Raw genomic sequence first — 21451 nt, 5'->3', positions numbered from 1 at the left:
CAACGGCCCACGAATCGTGCTCCGAGGTGCCTCTGGGGCTTCACGCGCACCAACTCAGGCATGCGAAAGCATCGCACTGGCTTGAGGATGGAATGAATATCGTGCAGATATCGTTTTTGCTAGGCCATGAGCAGGTGCTGACGACGATGGTGTACCTAGATGTGACCACAGAACAGGAAGCGAAGGCGCTGGCTACACTTGAAGATGAAAATGATCGAAAAGTCTCAAAAAAATGGAAGAATGGTGCAGGGTCACTTGCAAATTTCTGTGGGGTAAGGTCGATCATGGAATGAAAGAAATCCAAACCTTTCTTCATGAAAAACTACTTGAATATATGGCATAATGATGAAAGGTTTGGATTCTGTTTTTGTTTGGATAATCTAAGAAATGGACCTCTAAAATGTCCGTCAATCGGTAGCCCGTTGAATCCTCAGTCAAATGATAACTGGAGTGTAATTTTTTGAGTGGAGTACATTTGAAATCCACAATGTTTATAGTTATACATTTTTGTAGCAAATCATAGGTATCTCCCGGCTTTACTTGACTAATATACATCTTGGACCAGTAGAACATGGTTCTTTCGGGTATGAATTCAGTGGGTAATATTTGTATTTCTATATCGATTTGTTTTCCTTGTTTTGTCATTGCACGTACATCTAGTATTCCTTTTTTGTCCTCTGAAAACTCCCTTAGAAGCTCACTATTGATGATTTCTATCCACTCAAAGTCTTCTGCGGGCACACCTAGTACTGCACTGAGAAAGGCTATTAGCAGGTCTTTGTTCTTCTCATCTCCAAAAATCAGCTTGAAAACAAAGTCTACCTTTGGAGACATCAGAAACCCATCGTCCGTTGATATCTGTTTGCGTTTACTCTTTTTGCTCCCAGCCATGGCAACTTCATCCTTCCTCTAGTTCTATAATTTATTTTAGCAAATCTACCGTAGTTAAACCACCTACAGACAACTATTATCAACGCTAACATAATGACTGAATAATAACATTATACAACACGGCACATATCAATACCATAAAAAGGAATTAATATGTGCCGCGAGTTTCATCACAAACAGCAACAAAGTCCATAACGAAGGACTTTGTTGCTGTTTGCCTTAAACGGAGCTTTCTATATAAAAAGTATCGGTTGCCTGACATCTAGATGTTTTCTAAGGACAAAATTTAATAAATATAAAAATCTAAAGTCAATTGAATGAATTTCATGCACAGTCAATCATAGGATTGGCGTTTAGGAATATGAGAATTAGCTTTATGAAGAACCACGATAGACTAGATGCACATTTCTTGAAGTATGATCAGACAGAAAAGTCCCACGCCCTTTGTTGGAACAAGAGGCTAGAAATGTAGTTGGGGAGTATCGCAAATCGTGCATAAATTGTCAGAATAGTTTCCTATTGTGTGAGGGTACGACCCCGTTGGAAAGGCCGACCGGACGGGAGGGCTTTCCCCCGAATCTAAGGCAAAACACCAAGAAACAGCGGTAGTTACCAGCAAAAATGTCTTCCCAGAATACTACATGATTTATGTGGAAAAGTTTGAGGATATGATCCATGAGGATATTGACGAATGGGTGTATTTTTTTAAGCATGGTAAAATACGTGAGGACTTCAAGTCACCCGGAATCTTGCTGGCGGCCAAGAAACTGGATTATCTCATGATGAGCGAGGAAGAACGGCGGGGATATGATGACTATCTGGCCTATCTAGGGCAAGAGGTGGGGATTTTAGATACTGCAAAAGAAGAAGGACGAGAAGAGGGAAAAGTACTGACAGCCAAGGCGGCTTTAAAGAAAGGGTTATCAGTCGAACTCATCGCAGAAATTACAGGGCTCCCCCTTGAAGAGATCGTGAAATTGTAACGAGAACAGGCGAGCCTCTCCGTCCTGAAAATGGCTATGGGCGTTGCAACGAATCAGGGGGATGCAATAACGTTTTTAGCTAGTGAGACAACCAAGACCACGGAGTTGTCCGTTAAACGAAATTCACGAGCTACTCTTGATATACGAGCATAAGAAACAGCCACTAGCTTAGGATATACCTAGTTAGTGGCTGTATTAATCGTCTCGAATTGTGTTGGGGTCGTTACCCCGGGGGAGCGTTCTAACTTGGTTAAATCTTGAGGGGGACCCCTTTGGCAAGGAGCGACCGGGAGGCCCTTGCCTGAACAGATTCAAATCGATAAATTTCAGGAAATACCAGTCCCCTTGGCGAGGCTTATCGACACGAGTAATAAGATTAGGGGGGGATCCGCTTAGCTCCACCTGTGGAGAGGTGCTTAGCGGTTCAGCGACCGAATTGGCCCTGAGTGGAGCGCCGATGCACCTACAGGGTTCAAACCGCTTAGGCAAGTGGAGGGTGTTGTCCCAAGGTGGAGCAAAGACGCTACCCCCCTAAGATTATTATTAATACTCGACAATCCAGATAGGTAAGATTATTATATAGGTAAGAATAAAAGATAAGTAAGAATAAAAGATAAGTAAGTAAGTAAGTAAGTAAGTAAGTAAGTAAGTAAGTAAGGGGGGCTCGAAATGAGTATAATTGAGTTTTCTGACGACCAAGCACTCAGCGTAGTAAAGGCTACGAGCAGAATATCTAGCCGTGGGCAAATAGTTATCCCTATGGAAATACGAAAAAAGCTAGGTATTGGTGAGGGAGATCACTTGACATTTATTGCTGAGAAGAACGGTGAAGTTAAGGTTGAAGTTGTTAAGAGGCAACGTATTACGGAACTATTTGGGATTCTAAAAACACATAAGTCATTTAAACCAGTTGATGAAATCAGAAAAGAAGCGTATGAGAAGATGGCACAAAAAGAGTTAAAGGACGGGGAGGAAGGATAGTTGGCGAGGAGACTTTGGTTGGACACTAATGTAATCATCCGAATTATTACGGGTGATCCCCAAGAGATGGCACAAGAAGCTGAAGATATGATTCTAAAAGTCGAGATGGGAGAATTAGTTTTGCGCTTGTCTGCCATAGTTGTGGCCGAGTGTTGTTGGGTATTAGAGTCCTTTTACGAAGCACAACCAACAGACATTTCTGATACCTTGTTGAAATTCACTAATGCAATTGGAGTTGAAACTGAGGAAAAGCCCGTCGTACAACAAGCTCTGCTTGATTTTTCCGCTAAAAAGGTTGATTTTGTGGATGCTTATATTGCGGCACATGCCAAAGCCAACCCCCCGGAGGATGTGGTTACATGGGATAAGCATTATAATCGGTTAGATATTAGTCATGACAGACCAGGAAACTGATAGCATTATTACAAAGATCAAGATCTACCGTGGCGAGATTTTCGATGCCATCGCGGCAGAAAACAAACAAGCCGCCGTTCCCAATGATTTGTTGGAGTTGGATATGCTGAAAGCATTACAAATATAGAAGTAAGGCGCACTGTGCATCTTACTTCTATATTTAATTTAGGGAATATTTAAGTCGAGCATTAGGCAAGGCTGCTTGGGGCCAATTTCAGAATAGTAACAACAGTTTGTCGTTGTGTGAGGGTGCGACCTCGTAGGAGTTTCTTTTAAATCCTGAGGGGGTCAGAACCCTTTGTGCAAGTCCTAATGTGGGTGCAAACTACTCTGAATGAGAGCGCTTACTTCCTCAAATTGAGCAGCTAGAAAAATTTGGTTTGTAATCCGACTGAGTACCTCCAAGTCTGTGATCGTGCGTACCGTCTCCTGAAGGGCCTGAGATTCTGCACCAAAACTGACTTCGAGGAATTGACATAGGATATCTTGGGCCATTATAGCTTCGCCTTTTGCTCTTCCTTTATTCGCCGCTGACTCTATCCTCGTTAGCTGGTCCCGTAGTTCTGCTTCCCTCCAAGAGTAGAAGCCATAAAAAGAGAATCTTTGCAAATATCAATTCTATTGTTCCAGACAGCTTTAGATTCAACAGTTTTATCTTTATCCCAAGCAATGTTACCGTGCTCGTCAATAAACACTTCATTAAATTTATCTTTATCTTTTAGTATTTCGAAAACTCCAAAGAGTTTATCGGACATATCAAAGGTCTTAATTTCACCATTATCAAATTCTAATGTTAAAATGTAATCGTTACATGGGATAACCTTTGTGATTTTTCGTGTTCCACTTAAGAAATACTCTTTTACTTTTTGGTCCGTTATTACATTAGCCAAGCCGACACCTCCTAAATCTATTTTAAAGGTTCAATAGGAAATAGCTCCTTATGAGTTTGCGCTAGATACCATTCCTCCTGTAATTCGTCTTGGTGTAACGCCGCCCATCCAAATATCATTTTCAATTGTTTGTTGGGCATCTGACCACTTAACAACTCTATATCATTAATCGATATACTGCATTCGTATTCGCCATACTCAGCGTGGAAATGAGGAGGTTGATGTTCTAAGTAGTTTAGATAAATTTTAATTCCTCGAAACATGCAAATTGTTGGCATTAAGCATCCCCTTTCTCTTCGTCAGCTTACTATTATTATACCATTTTATGGGCATCGCGTCACGATATTTCACGATCTTTTCAAGATGTGTTGGGGTCATACCCCGGTACCTCTTAGTATTGACTCTTTTTCTGTGAATGTGACACAACTACATCGTGTATCATTGAATGATCCCTGGAATGCCTGATGTTATTGGCCTCCAGGGACTCTTTGCAATTGTCAGAATTGTGTCTAAATTGTGTGAGGATCAGACCCCGTTGGGATTGGATAGCCCGATGACATTGGATGCGATCCCGTTGGTCGGGGGAGCGCTCGCTTAATTTCGCTTAATTTGATTTTGGGAAATAAGATGAAAACCAGAGCAATTAGAAGAATGAACGACTAATTGTAGTATAGATGGTTAATTTTGGCCAGTATTAACCCTAAGGTAAAAGTCGTAAACCTGCGATATAAGTAGTAAGCAAGTGTAGTAGAAACCTTTTCCCAACCGGCCGGAGGGTGAAGCGTTCTACTGCAGGCAACTCACAAAATGCACGGGCAAGGATGCCTGGCATAAAAATCAAGGAGGAATTTTTTATGATTATCAATCACAACATGGCTTCCCTGAACACCTATCGTCAGTTGAGCACTAACAACGCCAACAGCGCCAAGTCGCTGGAGAAACTGTCCTCAGGTCTACGTATCAACAAAGCCGGTGACGATGCTGCTGGTCTCGCTATTTCCGAAAAAATGCGCGGTCAGATCCGTGGACTCGACCAAGCGGCTCGTAACTCCCAAGACGCTATTTCGATGATTCAGACAGCTGAAGGTTCGTTAAGCGAAACTCACAGTATTCTCCAACGTATGCGCGAATTGGCGGTTCAAGGTGGTAATGATACCAACACGAGCACAGATCGCGGCGAAATTCAGAAGGAGCTTAACTCGCTAACTTCCGAAATCAATCGTATTGGCAACACCACTGAGTTCAACAGTCAGAAGCTCTTGAATGCTACTTCAGGCACTACGACTGCTGCTGTAACTGCAGTTGCAGGGGACTATAAGGCTGTTCTTAGTGCGCCATTCTCTGTAGGTGAGACGGTTACTATTGATGGAGAAGTCTTTACTGCTGCAAGTGGTAGTAGCAGTGCAACTACATTTGATATGACAGACGCAACTACCCAGGCGACAACTTTGGCTGCTGCCATTAACGGTAATGCAATACTTTCAGCTAAGTATACAGCAACTGTTTCGGGTGCTGATGTTCAATTGGTTCAAAAAGCAGGTCAAGAATCTGCGACGGGACCTGTGGTTAGTGACACCGGTGCCACTGCTAACGCTACCGCATCTACAACTACCGCAGGTGTTGCTGGAGTAGAGGCTAAATCCTCCTTCTCCATGCAAATTGGTGCAAACGAAAGCCAGACGATGACGCTTGACTTTGCTGACATGCGTTCTTTAGCTCTTGGTATTACAGGAACAGCAGCTGCAACTGGCTTTACTGCCACTAATACTGTTACTGATGGAACTAATGACACTGCCAACGAGGCTGCCTTGGATGTAAGTACTTCTGCTAACGCTGGTAATGCAGTCACTGTAATTCAGGCTGCTCTTGAGAAGGTATCTGCTGAACGCTCCAAGCTCGGTGCTAACTCGAATCGTCTGGAACACACTATCACCAATCTCGGAACCTCTTCCGAAAACATGACAGCTGCTGAATCCCGTATTCGCGACGTAGACATGGCTAAGGAAATGATGAACTTCCAAAAGAACAACATCCTCTCCCAAGCTGCTACCGCGATGCTGGCTCAAGCCAACCAAGCTCCTCAAGGCGTTCTACAGTTACTCCGTTAATTGTCGACAAGTTAATACGTTTCCCAAAGGGCCAGGGGCGTTTGCTTCTGGCTCTTTATTTATGTTTTTTTACGTTTACCCCTAAAGCTTTCTCCCACTTCTTACGATACATCTACTAACAGATAAATCAAGCAGAGGTGTTCGATATGGATATAAGCGCAGTGAAGACTCCTATGGATTTTGGTGGTTTTGCTAATCTGGCGCAGACAAATCCCGTTATTCAGCCTGTTGTCAATGTTCCAACTGCCAATACGGGTAATTTTGCAGATGAATCGGTAACTGCTCAAACAGACGAAAAAATTCATAAAGAGCCAGCCGATTTACAAGAAGTAACCCAAATGACGGAAGCAATGAACAAATTTATCCAAGCAATGAATGCAAATATTAGATTCTTGATCCATCAAGAGACAAACCAAATAATGGTGCAAGTCGTTGACCAAACAGATAATAAAGTACTAAAAGAATTCCCACCTCATGAATTTCTTGATACAATGGCCGCGATTCGTGATTATGTCGGGATACTACTGGATAAAAAAATATAGCAGTAAGTTGAGGGATGGGAGGGGTTGGGCATGTCATTCAGTTCGATCGGAGGCACTTATGGTCTGTCTGGTTCGGGCATGGATATTGACTCCATCGTAACAAAGTTAATGATGGGGCAGCAAGCAAAAAGCGATGCTTTGCTACAAAAGAAAACGGTACTGGAATGGCAAAAGACTTCCTACAATACAGTGTATGATGATATCAATAATTTTCGTACTACAACGTTTAATTACAAACTCCAGGGGACTTTAAGCCCGAATAAGGTTTCTTCCAGTAACACCTCGGTAGTTACCGCAACAGCCAATGCTGAGGCAGCGGATGTGAATCATTCCTTAGTGGTTGCGCAGTTAGCCAGTGGTGTGAATTTGACGAGTGCGAGTAATGTAACGACTGGGGCAAGTAAGGACACTATTGTCAACCAGTTTTATGATGGTGTTGCTCCTACCGGGTTGTATAAGTTCACGATAGCCAATGGAGCAGCGAGTGCATCCATTACCATTGATCCGAATGGAAGCATCAATGATCTTGTTAGCCAAATCAATAGCGCAGGTATTAATGTGAAGGCCAGTTATGATAGTACGCTAGATCGTTTTTTCATGTCTACTACTAATACGGGTTCTTCTGCTGGGCTTAGTATTGTTAAGACTGAAGGCGACGCTAGCTGGGGTGGAGATTTTTTTGTCGACAAGCTAAAGCTGCCCTCGGATGTTGCCACCACTACGGGTATCACTGGTCTAAATGCCGAATTCAAACTGGATGGGGTTCATTTAAGCCAAGCAAGTAATACATTCAGTATCTCCGGTGTGACATACAGTTTGACAGGTGTGTCGCCTGGGGCGACAGGGGCCACTATCGCGGAAAAGTTGGATTCGGGACAAGCGACCACCATTAGCGTAACCAACGATACCGACAAAGCCGTAGCCAGTATCCAATCCTTAGTTGACTCCTATAACAAAATCCTTGCCGACATCAATGGCAAGCTGAGTGAAACCCGCTATAAGGATTTTCCACCGCTTACAGATGCCCAAAAGTCGGTCATGAAGGAGTCGGATATTACAGCCTGGGAGGCCAAGGCGAAGAGTGGGATGCTCCGCAATGATCAGACCTTGGCGAGCCTTGTGAATACCATGCGGAATGCTTTCTCCAACCCTGTTGCGAGCATTACGGGTCCTTATAATAGTGGCGCTTCAATTGGTATTACCACTGGAACCTATACTGAGGGTGGAAAGCTATACCTGAATACCGACAAACTACGGACCGCGTTGCAGGACGATCCTGATGTACTGAGTCAGCTGTTTGGGGCGAGTGGGAAGAATCCGGACGGCACTATCGATCCCAGCAGTCAAGGGATCGCAGGGCGGTTGTATGATGGAATTAAGACTAAAATGGATCAAGTAGCGCAAATAGCCGGTACAACGGCTGGGGCGCAATATGATACTAAGAGCAGTTTTGCCAAGAGAATTACCGCCTATAATAAGCAAATCACCAACGCCGCAGACAGGTTTGACAAGGTGCAAACAGCTTATTACAAGCAGTTTAATGCTATGGAAGTAGCTTTGCAGCAGCTAAGTTCTCAGAACAGTTGGTTAGCATCGCAATTTGGTAATAGTAATGGCTGAAACTATACAAAGTGATTGGGTAGGAGGGAATATATATGGTGAATCAACAGATGGCGAATGCCTATAAGAATCAGCAGGTTATGACGTCCTCACCAGAACAATTAACCTTATTGCTCTATAACGGAGCGTTGCGATTTTTGACGGAGAGCATTTTGGCGATGGAGCAGGGGGATGTACAAAAATCCCACAATGCCAATCTGCGCGTGCAGGACATCGTACGTGAATTTGTTCGCACGTTGGATATGAACTATGAGCTATCCAAAACCTGGGCGAAGCTTTATGAATACACGGAACACTGCCTGATCCAAGGTAATATTAAAAAGGATGTTACTTTGTTGCAACAAGCTAAAGAGGTTCTACAGGAACTGCGAGATACATGGGTAGAGGCTATGAAACAGACTCATGTGGCTCGAGCAGTTGGCAAGTAATGGTGAAGAAAACAGCTCAAGCTTTGTGGCAGGATTATCGGTTTTTGACCAAAGAAATGATGAAATTCCTGACTAAGCAGGATATGGCTCTTTTTTACGACCTGATGAATCAGCGAGAACAGTTGCAGACCCTCATTGAGCAGACTCCCGATGATGGCTTTAAAGTCTCCCCAGTAGGGCGGAGTTTGATTAGCGAAATCCAGCAAGATAGCCAAGCTATCCTACATGCAATGCAGGTTCGACTGGGTAGTAGCAAACGACAACATCAGGTTTCAGAAGCCTATGGCGCTGCCAGCACTATGGCTATCAGCCAGATGAAATGGAAGCGATAGTGAACTCGTTCAACTAAAGATCAAATTAGGAGGGATTTGTGATATGATCAATCCCATACAGCCCAATACTCATTCCACCATGATTCCTATGGATGCTTTTCCTGGGCAAAAGCTGGACCGTTCCTTAGAGACTCCTCGCAAGGTTATCGATCGTAAGGGCGAAATTCCTTCTGCCCGTGAAGAAATTCCGCGCGAGGAAGTAGAAAAGGCGACGGAAAAGCTCAACCGGCTTATGGGAATCATCAATAAACGCTACGTGTTTAGTATTCATGAAAATTCCCAACGCCTTACAGTTAAGATTGTAGATCAACAAAATGGAGAAGTAATAGATGAAATTCCTTCTAAGCGGGCGTTAGAGCTTCTAGATTCTTTTAGGGAAATGGCCGGCTTGCTTTTCGATAAACTAGTTTGATCGAACGTTAAGACATGCTCGTTCAACAAAAAAATAACATAAACGTTCCTCAAAAAAACAGGATGCAATTTATTGGCACCCTGTTTTTTTGTACTAGTCAGAAAGTATAACTTTCTGGCCCTTCTCGCCATTTAAACGCAATTATCATGGTGCAACATGGCGGAACGACACAGAGGTCGTTCCCTACGTTAACGTTATCTTAGGCTAAATTGTAGGGAACGACCCCTGTGTCGTTCCGAAAAGGCGACGCAGGACGTGTCTAGTGTCGAATGCGCCATGGACGGCGGCCGCCTTCGCCGAGGTTTGGAGCCAGACAAGTTTTTTTGCCCAAAGGTCCTATCGGATTGTGACAAACAAACCATTTGTGGGTATTACTACTTGATGCTATTGTTAATCACGTAAACAACTAGGTATAAATTTGGGGATACATATAATTAAAAAAATATTCATGGGAATTTTGTCGAAATAACTGTATACGGTTTAAGGGACTAGGTGCTACTATTAGATGATAAACGGTAATTATGTTTATATACTTTTTTTGGAGGAATTCTAAAAAATATGGCGAATAAAACGTATTTAGGACAAGTTGTTCCCTCCATGCAATATTTTACATAGCAGACTGGACGATAAACTAGATTAGTATCGTTATAGAGCGACTTACGAAGTATTTAGTAATATTTTATCAATAAAAAGATTGGGGTGGCAATGCGTGAGTCAAGATGAGAAGAATCAGGGAGTAGATCTGGGGGAATTTATAGAGTTTTACCTATTAGATTCCCAGGAACAGATTGAAAAGCTTGGGGCTGGGCTCTTACAACTTGAGAAAGAGGGAGGGAATATTGGACTTATTAACGATCTTTTCCGCTCAGCTCACAGTTTAAAGGGAGCCTCCGGAACTATGGGGTTCACGCCAATCGTTGCCTTGACCCATGCTGCCGAAGATTTGTTGGATCATTTGCGTCAGGGGAAAATGGATGTTTCCTTGGAAATGATCGATACATTATTGGCAGTGACAGATCGAGTCAAAGCGATGTTAGCTCAGGTCGAACAGCGGCAGGAGATTGAAATTGAATTCGAAGATTTAGCCTCCTCTATGCGGGGGTTATTAAATGGAGATAAACCAGTTGAAACAGTGAAATCACTAACCTTTCCAGAAGAAAGTGAAGAAGTCTTGAAGTTTGTTCCGATTAACTTTTCTCTAACACCCTCTGAATGTGAAAAAGTAAGCGATGCTCAAAGTTTAGGACGTGGTGTTTATCAGGTCGATGTGAAACTTGGGCCTAATACCCTCATGAAGGCAGTTCGTGCGGTGATGGCAACTCAGCGACTTGAGGGAATGGGCTCTGTGATTAAACTTTTGCCGAGCGTTGAGGATCTGGAAGTTGGAAATGCAGAGGAATTCTTCATGCTTGTACTCTGTGATGAGCCCCGCGAAGAGATTCGGAGAGAACTACTGGAGATTTCGGAGTTGGTGGATGTCGTAGTACACCCTTATCCAGAGGTTATAGAGATAAAGGAAGACGCTGTTGAGGATATGACTGAGGTTCCGAAAGTTGTTTCAGAATCGGAAAATGCGTCCAAGGTTATCCCGACGGTCGTGCCCGAAGAAAAAGTGGTTCAGCCAATCTTAAGTCAGAAAGCTGCCCTTGAACCAAAAGGGATTCGTAAAGCTCCAGGGACACCGGCCACTGAGGCTGCTAATGGAGAAGGTAATACCCAAGTACATACGATCCGTGTCGATACAGTGCGCATGGATAATCTGATTAATCTGGTTGGAGAAATGGTCATCACCCGGACCCGTCTGGTGCAAATTGGATTGGATCTGAAGGCTCAATACAGTACGGACGGTATGGTCAATAATTTAAACGAAGCGAACGTTTACTTGGGTCGTCTAATGAATGACCTCCAAGAGAGTGTTATGCGCTTACGTATGGTGGCGATTGGGACTGTTTTTAATCGTTTTCCACGTTTAGTTCGTGACCTTGCCAAAAAAACAGGCAAAGAAGTCGACCTCGTCTTAAAAGGGGAAGATACCGAACTTGATAAGACTGTGGTTGAAATTATCGGAGATCCTTTAATGCATCTGATTCGAAACTCAGTGGATCATGGTATTGAATCTCCGGAAGAGCGCCGGGCAGCTGGGAAGCCTGAACTTGGGACGATTACGCTCAATGCTTACCATGAAGGCAATCACATTGCTATTCTCATCTCCGATGATGGGGCAGGGTTAGATCTTGATAAAATTCAGCAAATAGCGGTTTCTAAGGGCTTGATTGGAGCGCGCGAAGAACTCTCCGAACGGGATATCGCAAACCTTATCTTCTTGCCAGGCTTTAGTACAGCAGATACTGTGACCGATATTTCCGGCAGGGGTGTTGGGATGGACGTTGTGAAGAAGGCCCTGAATAATCTCGGGGGAATGGTGGATATTACAACTCGCAAAGGGAAGGGAAGCACCTTCACGATCCGCTTACCCTTGACCTTGGCCATCATTCAGGCGTTGCTCGTTGAAGTTGGAAAAGAAATTTATGCGGTTCCACTTTCTTCTGTTTTAGAGACTCTTCTGGTTAATCGAGAGGATATTAAAACTGTGGGTGGACTGCCAATGGTTCAACTGCGAGGTAATACCTTACCCCTCATTTCTTTACAAGAAAAGTTCGATCTTCCTACTCCAGAAACCGAATGCAGTGAGGTCTTTGTCGTTGTAGTAGGCTTTGGAGATAAAGCTTTAGGGCTAATCGTTGATGAATTGCGCGGCCAACAAGAAGTAGTCATTAAATCTTTGGGTGAATTCCTGAATAATCTCCCCGGAATTGCCGGTGCAACCATTCTCGGAGATGGAAAAGTCACCTTGATTCTCGATATCGGATCCTTAATCCAAGACGTCTTGGTAACACGCAAGAGCTAAAGCGAGGTTCGATGTTCGAGGATCGAGGTTCGAATAGAATTAAAAACTGAAGTTTTTAACAACGATTTAAATCTCACTCGATCAATCACATCGCGCTTCGCACCTCAATTAAAGAAAACTTTATTTAATTATCCTAAAAACTTTTAAGTTTTTATTCGAGTTCGAACATCGAACTTCGAACCTCGAACATCGAAGAAGGGGGTTTTACTATGGCAGAAGAACAATTAGTCACGTTTAGCTTAGGCTCCGAAGAATTTGGCGTTGATATTATGCGTGTCCAGGAGATTATCCGTATTCCACCGATTACTCGAGTGCCTAAAGCCGAGAATTATATTGAGGGTGTTATTAACCTGAGAGGAAACGTCATTCCGGTGATCAGCTTGCGCATTCGTTTTGGTATGAATCGTGTGGAAGAAACCGATCTCAGTCGGATTATTGTCCTGCAGGTTCAATCAAAAGTGTTCGGAATTCGGGTGGATGCAGTCACTGAAGTCTTGCGCCTTGATAGTGAAGCGATAGAACCACCACCGCCGATTGCGCTTGGCATGGACTCTCAGTTTATTCGTGGGGTTGGAAAAATAGGGGAACGTCTGCTTATCCTCTTGGATCTCGATCACATTATAGGTGGAGAGCTAAGTCATGACGTCAGCGCCTAGGACACAGATTGGAGTCCTCATAGTCGATGATTCTCCGTTCATGAGGTTAACACTACAAAAAATTCTTAATCAGGATCCGGGTATTAAAGTCCTGGATACTGCAAGAGATGGACGCGAAGGAATTCTTAAACTTCAATCCCTTCGTCCAGATGTCGTGACGATGGATGTGGAGATGCCGGTCATGGATGGACTTCAGGCGTTGGAAGAAATTATGCGTTGGCAACCGACCCCAGTGATCATCTTGAGTGCTGTGACCACGGAAGGTGCGCAGTCCACGTTGAAGGCACTGGACTTAGGGGCTATTGATGTTGTGGCCAAACCGTCGGGAAGACCGGGAGCGGATTTACAGGTACTTGCCCGGGATCTAGTGGAGAAAGTAAAAGCAGCAGCGTTAGTCGATCCTGCTCGACTCATGCCTAAGGCAATACCCTCATCTCTACAGATGCCTCCTACTACGGTCCCTTCCGCAACGACAGGTACTGCAGTTCAAGCGGGTATCTCAAAGGGAGTGGCTGCTCCTACTTCACCCTCTGGCCCAAGTTTGGGACTAGGTTCGCGACCGAGCAAGGGAGGGGTCTTGCCAAAGCATGTGGTAGAAATCGTGGCCATCGGCACGTCTACTGGTGGGCCCTCGGCATTACAAGCAGTTTTGCCAGCCTTGCCAGGAAATTTCCCTGTACCGGTGTTGGTCGCTCAACATATGCCTCCAGGGTTTACAGGACCCCTCGCTCAAAGGTTAAATGGACTATGTGCTCTCAATGTTCGGGAAGGAGTTCATGGAGAAGTCTTGAAAGCGGGGACTGTGTATGTAGGTCCAGCCGGTAAACAGCTTCAGGTTTTGCGTAGGTCTGGTCTGTTGACGCTTCAAATTGGAGATGAGGCCCCAATACCCACGCTTTATCGCCCTTCCATCGATGTGATGTTCCTTTCCTTAGCAAAAGAAGTTGGTAAAGGGACTCTTGGGGTGGTCATGACTGGGATGGGTAGTGATGGGACTAAGGGGATGAAGGAGCTTAAGAGGTTAGAAGAGGGGTTCGCAATCGCTGAGTCGGAGGAAACCTGCGTGGTTTATGGAATGCCCAGGTCTTTGGTGGAGGCTGGTCTAGCTGACCGAATTGTACCACTTAATGAGATCGGAAAAGCGATAGTGGAATGCGTGATGAGGAGGGGATAACATGGGTCTTTTTGGGGCCATCGAAATCAGTGCTTCCGGGTTAACTGCCCAGCGCTTACGTATGGATCTTACCGCTAACAATATCGCCAATATCAATACGACTCGAACGGGAGAACTGACCCCGGCAGGAAACCAGATCCCCTATAGTCGGCAAGTCGCCGTGTTTGTTCCTCGCCCACCGGAGACACCGTTTTCTAAAGTTCTTGGAGAAACGATGGGTTTAGGAAAGGTTGGGAATGGGTACGGAAATGGGAACGGGGTGCAAGTGGCCAGTGTTTATAATGACGTTACTGAACCCTTTCGTTTAGAATATAACCCTGCCTCTCCTGATGCCGCGACAGTGGTTGAGGAGGGATTGCCTGTAGGATATGTACGTCAACCTAATGTGAATATTGTGACGGAAATGGTGGATATGATGACGGCATCGCGTGCCTATGAAGCCAATGTCACTGCTCTCAATGTTAGTAAATCTATGGCTACCAAAGCACTTGAGATTGGAAAGGGGTGATGATTAAATGATCATTCAAGCGATAGCACCGATTCTACCGATCGGACTGACTCCGATTACCCCTACTAATCTTGACGCTACTTCGAACATACGCCCTGAGGGAGGTCAAAAGGCCGAGGCGGATTTTTCAAAATTTTTGAGTGATGCCCTTGGTCAAGTGGATGCTCTACAGACCAAGGCGGATGTCGCCAGCTTACAACTGGCTACGGGACAGGTGCAAGATTTATCAGAAGCGATGATAGCCTTAGAAAAGGCTAATCTATCACTATCCTTAGCAGTATCCACGCGTGATAAAGTGATTGATGCTTACAATCAGGTCATGCGTATGCAACTTTAATTCGATGCACGATGCACGATGCACGAGGTTCGATGTTTGAAACGTTCGTGAACGAACGGAATTTATTCGAGCTTCGGGTCTCGAGCTTCGAGCATCGAAAAAAAGGTTGTTATATAAAAATACGTTGTGAAGGTTTTCTTTTAAGGGGTTATTAATCTAGTAATTTATGGAAACAGTGAGGCGGGAGGCGCGAAGCGCGAAGTTCGACGTTTAAAACGTTCGATACGAACGTCTCCATTCGAGCCTCGAGCATCGAACTTCGAGTCTCGAGTAGAAAGGAGGAGTCAAGAGTGGATTTTTCTTGGGCCGGAATCACACAATCTTTAAAGACATTTTGGAATAATCTTTCTAGCCCACAGAAAATAATTACGGTGCTTGCTCCTCTTTTGGTCGCTTCTGCGTTAATTGCCTTGATCACTTGGGCTGGCCGCCCACAATATGTGGCGATCTTTACTAAGCTGGGTGATACAGAAGCGGGAGCAATAACGACAAAACTGAAAGATTTGAAAGCAGATTATCAGTTAGCGGATAATGGATCAACCATTATGGTCCCCCAGCAGCATGCTGCTGAGATTCGGCTCCAACTTGCCAATGCAGGTCTTCCTCAACAAAGTAAATTTAGTTTTGATAATCTTAATACACTACGCCTCGGGGAAACGGATTCCGACAAGAAATTACGTTATGTTCTCGGTTTGCAGAATGAACTTGAGAATACACTAAGGACATTGACTGGCGTGCAAGATGCGCGTGTACATATCGTGATGCCTGAGCCGTCGCTTTTTATTGATAATCAAAAAGCTGCTACGGCGGCGGTGACCTTGAAACTCGCTCCTGGAACAAAATTTGGCGACGACCAGGTACGTGCGATTGCTAATCTTTTGGCAGGCTCAATAGAAGGACTGCAAACGGAGAATGTAACGATTGTAGATACCAGTGGAAATGTTTTATCAGATGTTTTAGGCAAGAGTGGCGACCCCAATCGTCTGACGGGTACCCAATATCAACTTAAGCAAATGGTCGAAGAGGATACTCGAAGATCTATTCAGAGTATGCTGGATATGGTATTGGGTAATGGCAAGACCGTTGTTCGAATTAGTGCTGCTTTGGACTTTGACCAAATCAAACGAACGATACAGACTAATGGACCAGGTGCCTTGTTGAGTGAACAGAGTACCAATGAAAGTACGACCAATAGCAGTGGTGCAGCTGCTGGAGGGGTACCGGGATTAACCCCCAATGGGGCACCGACGTATCCTGCGGGGGCTCAAGAAGTCAATTCGTCTTCGACCAAGACAAGCAGCACCAAAAATTTTCAAGTGGACACAACTCAAGAGGAACAGCTAGTAAGCCCAGGAAGTGTTAAACGTCTTTCCGTTTCGGTCATGGCGGACGCTGACACTGTAACCCAGGAACAACTGGATCAAATAAAAACAATTGTTGCTTCTGCGGCCGGGGTTGATGCGACTCGCGGGGATCAGATCCAAGTCGCTGCAATTCCGTTTAATAAAACTGATTTACAGAAAAAAATTGCCGATATGGAGAATTCTGCCAAACGCCAACAGTTGATGACCTATGCCCAAATCGGAGCCGCCGTTTTGTTCGGTCTCGTGGTTCTGGTCATGTTTCTGCGAGCTCGTTCTAAGAAAGCACGCGCAGAAAAAATGTTGGGTCTCACTGGTTCACAGCCAGTAACCCTCGCCACTGCGGAATTGATGATGGCTCAACAGATGGTCGAGGAAGCGGAAGATCTGAAATTGGCTCAGTCGAAAACAAAGTCAGCTGAACAAATTCAAAAACAAAAGACCAAAGAGTCGGTAGAACTTTATACGCGCAATAACCCCGACGAAGTCGCACGACTCATGAAAACTTGGTTATCGGAGGAACGGTAGATGGCGCAAGTTTTAACGGGAATTCAAAAAGCCGCAATTCTGATGATCGCCTTGGGTTCAGAGAATTCCGCTCAGATTGTGAAACACCTTGGAGATGCAGAGATAGAACAGTTGACCCTAGAGATGGCAAATGTCGGTAAAATATCACCAGAACAACGGGATTTTGTGGTGGAAGAATTTCATCAGATGTGTATTGCCAATGACTATATTTCTAAGGGGGGTATTGAGTATGCTCGAGAAGTCTTGGAACGGGCTCTTGGCGAAACTCGAGCGTTTGAGATCATCAGTCGTTTATCGACGTCCTTAAAAATGAGACCCTTTGATCTCGTGCGTCGGACGGACCCCAAACAACTTTTTTCCTTTATTCAAGGAGAACATCCTCAGACGATTGCGCTGATCATGACGCACCTTCCAGTCGACAAAGCAGCTACATTACTTGCCAGCCTAGGGCAAGATCGACAGGCAGATGTGGCGAAGCGCGTAGCGACGATGGGCCGAACTAGTCCAGAAGTGCTCAAGGAAATTGAAAAGGTTCTGGAACGTAAGATTTCTAGCTTAGCTCCCACTGATTATACCGCTTCAGGCGGGATCCAGAGCATTGTCGATGTCCTTAATCGAACCGATCCTGGGACGGTCAAAGTGGTTATGGATGCTTTGGAAATCGATGATCCCGATTTGGCGGAGCAAATTAAGCGGCAGATGTTTGTCTTCGAAGACATCGTTGTGCTTGATGATCGTGGTATTCAGTTAGTCTTACGCGAAGTAGAAACCAAAGATTTGGGACTTGCTCTCAAAGGGTCGAATCCCGAAGTTGCACAAAGGATTCAAGCCAATATGTCCTCACGGGCTGCTCAGATGCTCAAAGATGATATGGAGTTTATGGGCCCAGTGCGGTTAAGAGATGTTGAAGAGGCACAACAGCGAATTGTGAAGGTGATTCGCAAACTTGAGGAAAGCGGTGCAGTCGTCATCTCTAGAGGAGGTAGTGATGAGATTATCTATTAACGGGCGGGTCGTCAAAAGTTATGATGTCGAGGTTTCTACTCCGCGAATGGTGGAAAATCAAGAAGGATTTCAGCAGTTGGGTAATATCTTAAGGGTGGTCAGTGTCAGTGAAGAGGATCAGCCCTCGACAAACCAAGAATACTTGGACTGGAGGGAGACCTCTTATGAAGAAGAAGCTAAGGCAAAAGCGGCCATAATCTTAGCTGAGGCTAAAGCCAGTGCCGAACAAATTATTGTTCAAGCACAAGCGGAGTCGGAGCGTTTACGTCAAGAGGTCCTTAAGAGTGCGCAAGACGAACTTTACCCAGCGGCCAAAGCAGAAGGATATAAGGAAGGTAGGCTAGCGGGAGAAGCAGAAGGAAAGTTGGCAGGAGAAGCAGAGGGAAAGCGCTTGACCGAACAAGCAAACCAACTTTTTCAGTTAGCTCAGCGGGCGGTTCAAGAAGAATATTCTAAAGTTGACGAACTTTTACTTCGCTTAGCGATAAAAATAGCTGAACGCTTAGTGCGGGCAAGCTTAGCGGTTGAACCTCAGCGCTTGCTGGCAATCATCCAGGCTTTAACCTTGTTGCCACAGGAACGCCAAGGCTGGCGGCTCCATGTATCTCCCCATGATGTAGGATGGCTGGAAGGGCATCAAATACCTTGTCCATGGGTGATCGATGAATCCTTAAAGCTCGGAGATTGTTTCTTAGACTGCCAGGAAGGGGTCTTTGATGCTCGGCTAGAGGCACAATTAGACAAATTAGAACACACCTTACGAGAGGAGCTGGAACATGGCGGCGTGGAATCGTTTGACCCAGACGGTAGCACAGACTGAACCAATCTCAGCTCAGGGGAGGGTTTCTAAGATTGTCGGTCTGATGGTTGAAGCTGCTGGTCCGCGCGCGAGTGTGGGAGAATATTGCCATATTATGACTCGAGAAGGACGGGAGCTTCCGGCTGAGGTCGTCGGTTTTCGGGATTCGACCACTCTGCTTATGCCTTTAGGAGAACTCGAAGGGATTGCTCCGGGAGACCGGGTGCTCCCACAGTGCCAAAAGCTTACCGTGGCTGTCGGAACAGGACTGTTAGGGCGAATTCTTGATGGTCTTGGACATCCCATGGATGGACGCCCGCTTCTGACAGAAACAGCGTATCCTTTGCAGAGTAAACCCCCCAATGCTTTCTCACGTCCTCGAATCCTTGATCCTCTTAGTGTCGGAGTAAGGACTATTGATGGGATTCTTACGATTGGTCGTGGGCAACGGATGGGGATTTTTGCAGGATCTGGGGTGGGGAAGAGTACTTTGTTGGGAATGATGGCTAGGAATACAGTGGCAGATGTGAACGTCATTGCCCTGGTGGGGGAACGGGGGCGAGAACTGCGTGATTTTATCGAGAAGGACTTAGGCCCAGAGGGTTTAGCCCGTTCCGTGATCATTGTGGCGACCTCCGACCAGCCTGCACTGGTGCGGTTGAAAGCAGCGTTTACGGCTACTGCCATTGCTGAGTATTTCCGGGACCAAGGGAAGAATGTCCTCTTAATGATGGACTCAGTGACCCGCTTTGCCATGGCCCAACGGGAAGTTGGGCTTACGGTGGGTGAACCACCGGCGACTCGTGGATACCCCCCCTCTGTCTTTGCTCTCTTACCAAAACTTTTGGAACGTTCGGGCATGGCGGAGATCGGAAGTATAACCGGAATTTACACGGTGTTAGTCGATGGTGATGATCATAATGAGCCAATTGCTGATGCTGTGCGCGGGATTCTCGACGGGCATATTGTCTTAACTCGGGAACTGGCTATGCAAAATCAGTATCCGGCCATTGATATACTACAATCGGTCAGTCGAGTGATGAATGATATTATCAGTCCGGAACACATGGACTTATCTGGAAAAATTCGTCGCCATTTAGCAACTTATAAGGATGCCAAAGATTTGATTGATATCGGAGCCTACACTCCAGGAAGTAATCCTAAAATTGATGCTGCTATCGCACATATGGACCGAATTCAGGCGTTTATATGCCAAAGTGTCAGCGAACAAGTTGGCTACACAGAAATGTTACAGCAAATGAAAGCGGTCTTTTCACCAGAGTGAGAATTAGGTGGTAGGGCAAACTTTATTTAAACATTATTATAGTTGAGTCTAGATTAAGGAGAAAAAAACGATGCCAAGATTTCGGTTTCGCTTGGAAGCAAGTCTTCAACTCGCAGAACAGAATTTGGAAATCGCTCAAAGAGAGTTCGCGCACGAAATGCAACTCTGGCAAGCTTGTGTCAGAGCCTGTGCGAGTCAGCAAGATCGTTATAAGGATGCTCAAGAGGGACAACGGGTTGCGGGTAAACACCGGCCAGCTGAGTTAGGGAGTTGGCAGATCTTTGCCTTAGAGCAACGTAAGCGGCTTATCGATCGTCAGAGGGAACTGATGCAGCAAGAAGCTGTCATGGAAAGTGCACGCCAAGTATTACTAGAAGCGCATCGTGACACGGAGAAGTTCCAGCGACTGAAGGAAAAACAAGCTGCGGCCTTTCAGGTTGAAGAATTACAGAAGGAACAAAAGGGTTTGGATGAAACTGGGCAGGTGCTTCACTGGCATCGACAAAATTTGGCCAATCTTGCCACAAAATAAGCTGCTTTTTTAAACACAAATCAACGTTTGCGGAGGAGGAGTTTTATGATTTATGTCACTCGCCTAAATGGTAAAACCTTTGCTTTAAATCCTGATCTTATTGAAATGATGGAAGAAACCCCGGACACGGTTATAACGTTAACGGGTGGAAATAAATACGTGGTGTCAGAGAAGATCGGGATTCTAATAGAGCGAATTGCAGAATTTCGTAGGCGCTGCCATCAGATTTGCAAAGTAGAGGAGTAATTGAACCTTATGAATCGAAAAACTCTTGTGATTATGATCCTTACCCTGTTTTTAGGGGTTGCGCTTGGCGCAGGGGGGACCCTTGGAGCACAAAAATTTCTCTTCAAAACTCCAGAAATAAGTGCCAAGGCGGCAGAAACAACTAAAAAGACAGGACCGCTTATGCCAATCGGCGATTTTACAGTGAATTTGCAAGGTGGAAATTTTCTTAAAACGAGCATTACCGTTCAAGTGACGGATGAGAAGGCCGTCGTTCATCTTAAGGAGGGCGATGCATTCTTAAAAGACAGAGTTAATACGGTCTTAGCGAACAAATCCTTGATGAATGTGCAAACTTCAGATGCCCGTGAAGCGTTGAGAGCAGAGTTAATTAATAAACTCAATGAAGTAGCGGACAACAAGATCACGGATGTATTATTTCTGTCGTTAGTCTACCAGTAACGAGGTTCGATATTCGAAGTTCGTGGTTCGAATTATAACAGTATTTTGTTTATGCTCGGATAATGGAAGC

Annotated in this window: 26 protein-coding genes and 1 pseudogene; 23 read left to right on the top strand and 4 right to left on the bottom strand. The window is 45.0% G+C overall.

Features of this window, described 5'->3' with window-relative positions; all coding sequences use genetic code 11:
• Positions 1-293: tyrosine-type recombinase/integrase (locus tag JL57_RS04260; RefSeq protein WP_034140827.1), on the top strand; the 293-nt coding region annotated here is incomplete at its 5' end.
• 19 nt (positions 294-312) lie between these two features.
• On the opposite strand, the gene JL57_RS04255 is transcribed toward JL57_RS04260, so the two are convergent.
• A complete protein-coding gene (locus tag JL57_RS04255) occupies positions 313-891 on the bottom strand; it encodes an Rpn family recombination-promoting nuclease/putative transposase (protein ID WP_291299686.1) in 579 nt (192 codons plus the stop codon).
• A 650-nt stretch (positions 892-1541) separates the two neighbouring features.
• Here JL57_RS04255 and JL57_RS04250 point away from each other — a divergent pair.
• The 4 genes and pseudogenes from JL57_RS04250 to JL57_RS33440 all read left to right on the top strand — a co-directional run.
• Positions 1542-1874 (top strand): hypothetical protein, encoded by a 333-nt coding sequence (locus JL57_RS04250; RefSeq protein ID WP_291299685.1) that lies wholly within the window; start codon positions 1542-1544, stop codon positions 1872-1874.
• 669 nt (positions 1875-2543) lie between these two features.
• Complete coding sequence (locus JL57_RS04245) at positions 2544-2855, top strand: AbrB/MazE/SpoVT family DNA-binding domain-containing protein (RefSeq protein ID WP_045691146.1); 312 nt, start codon at positions 2544-2546, stop codon at positions 2853-2855.
• Complete coding sequence (locus JL57_RS04240) at positions 2856-3269, top strand: PIN domain-containing protein (RefSeq protein WP_034140820.1); 414 nt, start codon at positions 2856-2858, stop codon at positions 3267-3269.
• Between the two features lie 13 nt (positions 3270-3282).
• Positions 3283-3396, top strand: a pseudogene (locus JL57_RS33440) (carbon storage regulator); the annotation flags it as partial.
• 182 nt (positions 3397-3578) lie between these two features.
• On the opposite strand, the gene JL57_RS04235 reads toward JL57_RS33440, so the two are convergent.
• The 3 genes from JL57_RS04235 to JL57_RS04225 are packed head-to-tail and all read right to left on the bottom strand — an operon-like array spanning position 3579 to position 4437.
• Positions 3579-3764 carry a hypothetical protein gene (locus JL57_RS04235; protein ID WP_034140819.1) on the bottom strand — a complete coding sequence of 62 codons (186 nt, stop codon included), beginning with the start codon at positions 3762-3764 and terminating at the stop codon, positions 3579-3581.
• A gap of 50 nt (positions 3765-3814) precedes the next feature.
• Entirely contained in the window at positions 3815-4159 is a 345-nt protein-coding gene (locus tag JL57_RS04230; RefSeq protein ID WP_045691147.1) for a DUF2442 domain-containing protein, read from the bottom strand.
• Positions 4160-4176: 17 nt separating this feature from the next.
• The gene (locus JL57_RS04225) at positions 4177-4437 is read right to left on the bottom strand and encodes a DUF4160 domain-containing protein (protein ID WP_034140818.1); all 261 of its coding nucleotides are present in this window, start codon (positions 4435-4437) and stop codon (positions 4177-4179) included.
• A 576-nt stretch (positions 4438-5013) separates the two neighbouring features.
• On the opposite strand from JL57_RS04225, the gene JL57_RS04220 reads away from it, so the two are divergent.
• The 18 genes from JL57_RS04220 (at position 5014) to JL57_RS04135 (ending at position 21381) form a co-directional block, all read left to right on the top strand.
• The gene (locus JL57_RS04220) at positions 5014-6267 is read left to right on the top strand and encodes a flagellin (RefSeq protein ID WP_034140817.1); all 1254 of its coding nucleotides are present in this window, start codon (positions 5014-5016) and stop codon (positions 6265-6267) included.
• A 146-nt stretch (positions 6268-6413) separates the two neighbouring features.
• Positions 6414-6809 (top strand): flagellar protein FlaG, encoded by a 396-nt coding sequence (locus tag JL57_RS04215; RefSeq protein WP_034140816.1) that lies wholly within the window; start codon positions 6414-6416, stop codon positions 6807-6809.
• 30 nt (positions 6810-6839) lie between these two features.
• Positions 6840-8429, top strand: coding sequence for a flagellar filament capping protein FliD (gene fliD, locus JL57_RS04210; protein ID WP_034140815.1), 1590 nt, complete (start codon positions 6840-6842; stop codon positions 8427-8429).
• A 35-nt stretch (positions 8430-8464) separates the two neighbouring features.
• Complete coding sequence (gene fliS / locus JL57_RS04205; protein ID WP_034140814.1) at positions 8465-8857, top strand: flagellar export chaperone FliS; 393 nt, start codon at positions 8465-8467, stop codon at positions 8855-8857.
• A complete protein-coding gene (locus tag JL57_RS04200) occupies positions 8857-9189 on the top strand; it encodes a hypothetical protein (RefSeq protein WP_034140813.1) in 333 nt (110 codons plus the stop codon). The genes fliS and JL57_RS04200 overlap by 1 nt, the downstream gene beginning before the upstream one ends.
• A 43-nt stretch (positions 9190-9232) precedes the next feature.
• On the top strand, positions 9233-9601 hold the full coding sequence (locus JL57_RS04195) for a flagellar protein FlaG (protein WP_034140812.1): 369 nt from the start codon (positions 9233-9235) through the stop codon (positions 9599-9601).
• Between the two features lie 709 nt (positions 9602-10310).
• On the top strand, positions 10311-12509 hold the full coding sequence (locus JL57_RS04190) for a chemotaxis protein CheA (protein ID WP_034140811.1): 2199 nt from the start codon (positions 10311-10313) through the stop codon (positions 12507-12509).
• Positions 12510-12718: 209 nt separating this feature from the next.
• Positions 12719-13165, top strand: a complete 447-nt coding sequence (locus JL57_RS04185) for a chemotaxis protein CheW (protein ID WP_034140810.1) — start codon at positions 12719-12721, stop codon at positions 13163-13165.
• Positions 13149-14339: a chemotaxis response regulator protein-glutamate methylesterase gene (locus JL57_RS04180; RefSeq protein ID WP_034140809.1), complete on the top strand. Its 1191-nt coding sequence runs from the start codon at positions 13149-13151 to the stop codon at positions 14337-14339. Before JL57_RS04185 ends, JL57_RS04180 begins: the two co-directional genes overlap by 17 nt.
• A 1-nt stretch (position 14340) precedes the next feature.
• On the top strand, positions 14341-14847 hold the full coding sequence (gene flgC / locus JL57_RS04175) for a flagellar basal body rod protein FlgC (protein WP_034140808.1): 507 nt from the start codon (positions 14341-14343) through the stop codon (positions 14845-14847).
• A 7-nt stretch (positions 14848-14854) separates the two neighbouring features.
• Complete coding sequence (gene fliE / locus JL57_RS04170; RefSeq protein WP_034140807.1) at positions 14855-15184, top strand: flagellar hook-basal body complex protein FliE; 330 nt, start codon at positions 14855-14857, stop codon at positions 15182-15184.
• A gap of 290 nt (positions 15185-15474) precedes the next feature.
• Complete coding sequence (fliF, locus tag JL57_RS04165) at positions 15475-17073, top strand: flagellar basal-body MS-ring/collar protein FliF (RefSeq protein WP_034140806.1); 1599 nt, start codon at positions 15475-15477, stop codon at positions 17071-17073.
• Positions 17074-18078: a flagellar motor switch protein FliG gene (gene fliG, locus JL57_RS04160; RefSeq protein ID WP_034140805.1), complete on the top strand. Its 1005-nt coding sequence runs from the start codon at positions 17074-17076 to the stop codon at positions 18076-18078.
• A complete protein-coding gene (locus JL57_RS04155; protein WP_034140804.1) occupies positions 18062-18898 on the top strand; it encodes a FliH/SctL family protein in 837 nt (278 codons plus the stop codon). Before fliG ends, JL57_RS04155 begins: the two co-directional genes overlap by 17 nt.
• The gene (gene fliI, locus JL57_RS04150) at positions 18855-20162 is read left to right on the top strand and encodes a flagellar protein export ATPase FliI (protein ID WP_034140803.1); all 1308 of its coding nucleotides are present in this window, start codon (positions 18855-18857) and stop codon (positions 20160-20162) included. Before JL57_RS04155 ends, fliI begins: the two co-directional genes overlap by 44 nt.
• A 70-nt stretch (positions 20163-20232) precedes the next feature.
• Positions 20233-20694, top strand: coding sequence for a flagellar export protein FliJ (locus tag JL57_RS04145; protein ID WP_034140802.1), 462 nt, complete (start codon positions 20233-20235; stop codon positions 20692-20694).
• A gap of 45 nt (positions 20695-20739) precedes the next feature.
• Complete coding sequence (locus JL57_RS04140) at positions 20740-20940, top strand: flagellar FlbD family protein (protein WP_034140801.1); 201 nt, start codon at positions 20740-20742, stop codon at positions 20938-20940.
• 9 nt (positions 20941-20949) lie between these two features.
• The gene (locus JL57_RS04135; protein ID WP_034140800.1) at positions 20950-21381 is read left to right on the top strand and encodes a flagellar basal body-associated protein FliL; all 432 of its coding nucleotides are present in this window, start codon (positions 20950-20952) and stop codon (positions 21379-21381) included.
• The last annotated feature ends 70 nt before the right edge of the window (positions 21382-21451 follow it).

It is taken from the genome of Desulfosporosinus sp. BICA1-9 (genome assembly GCF_000802135.1).
Note: the sequence above shows the minus strand (reverse complement) of the source record. Positions and strands in the feature narration are given on the sequence as shown.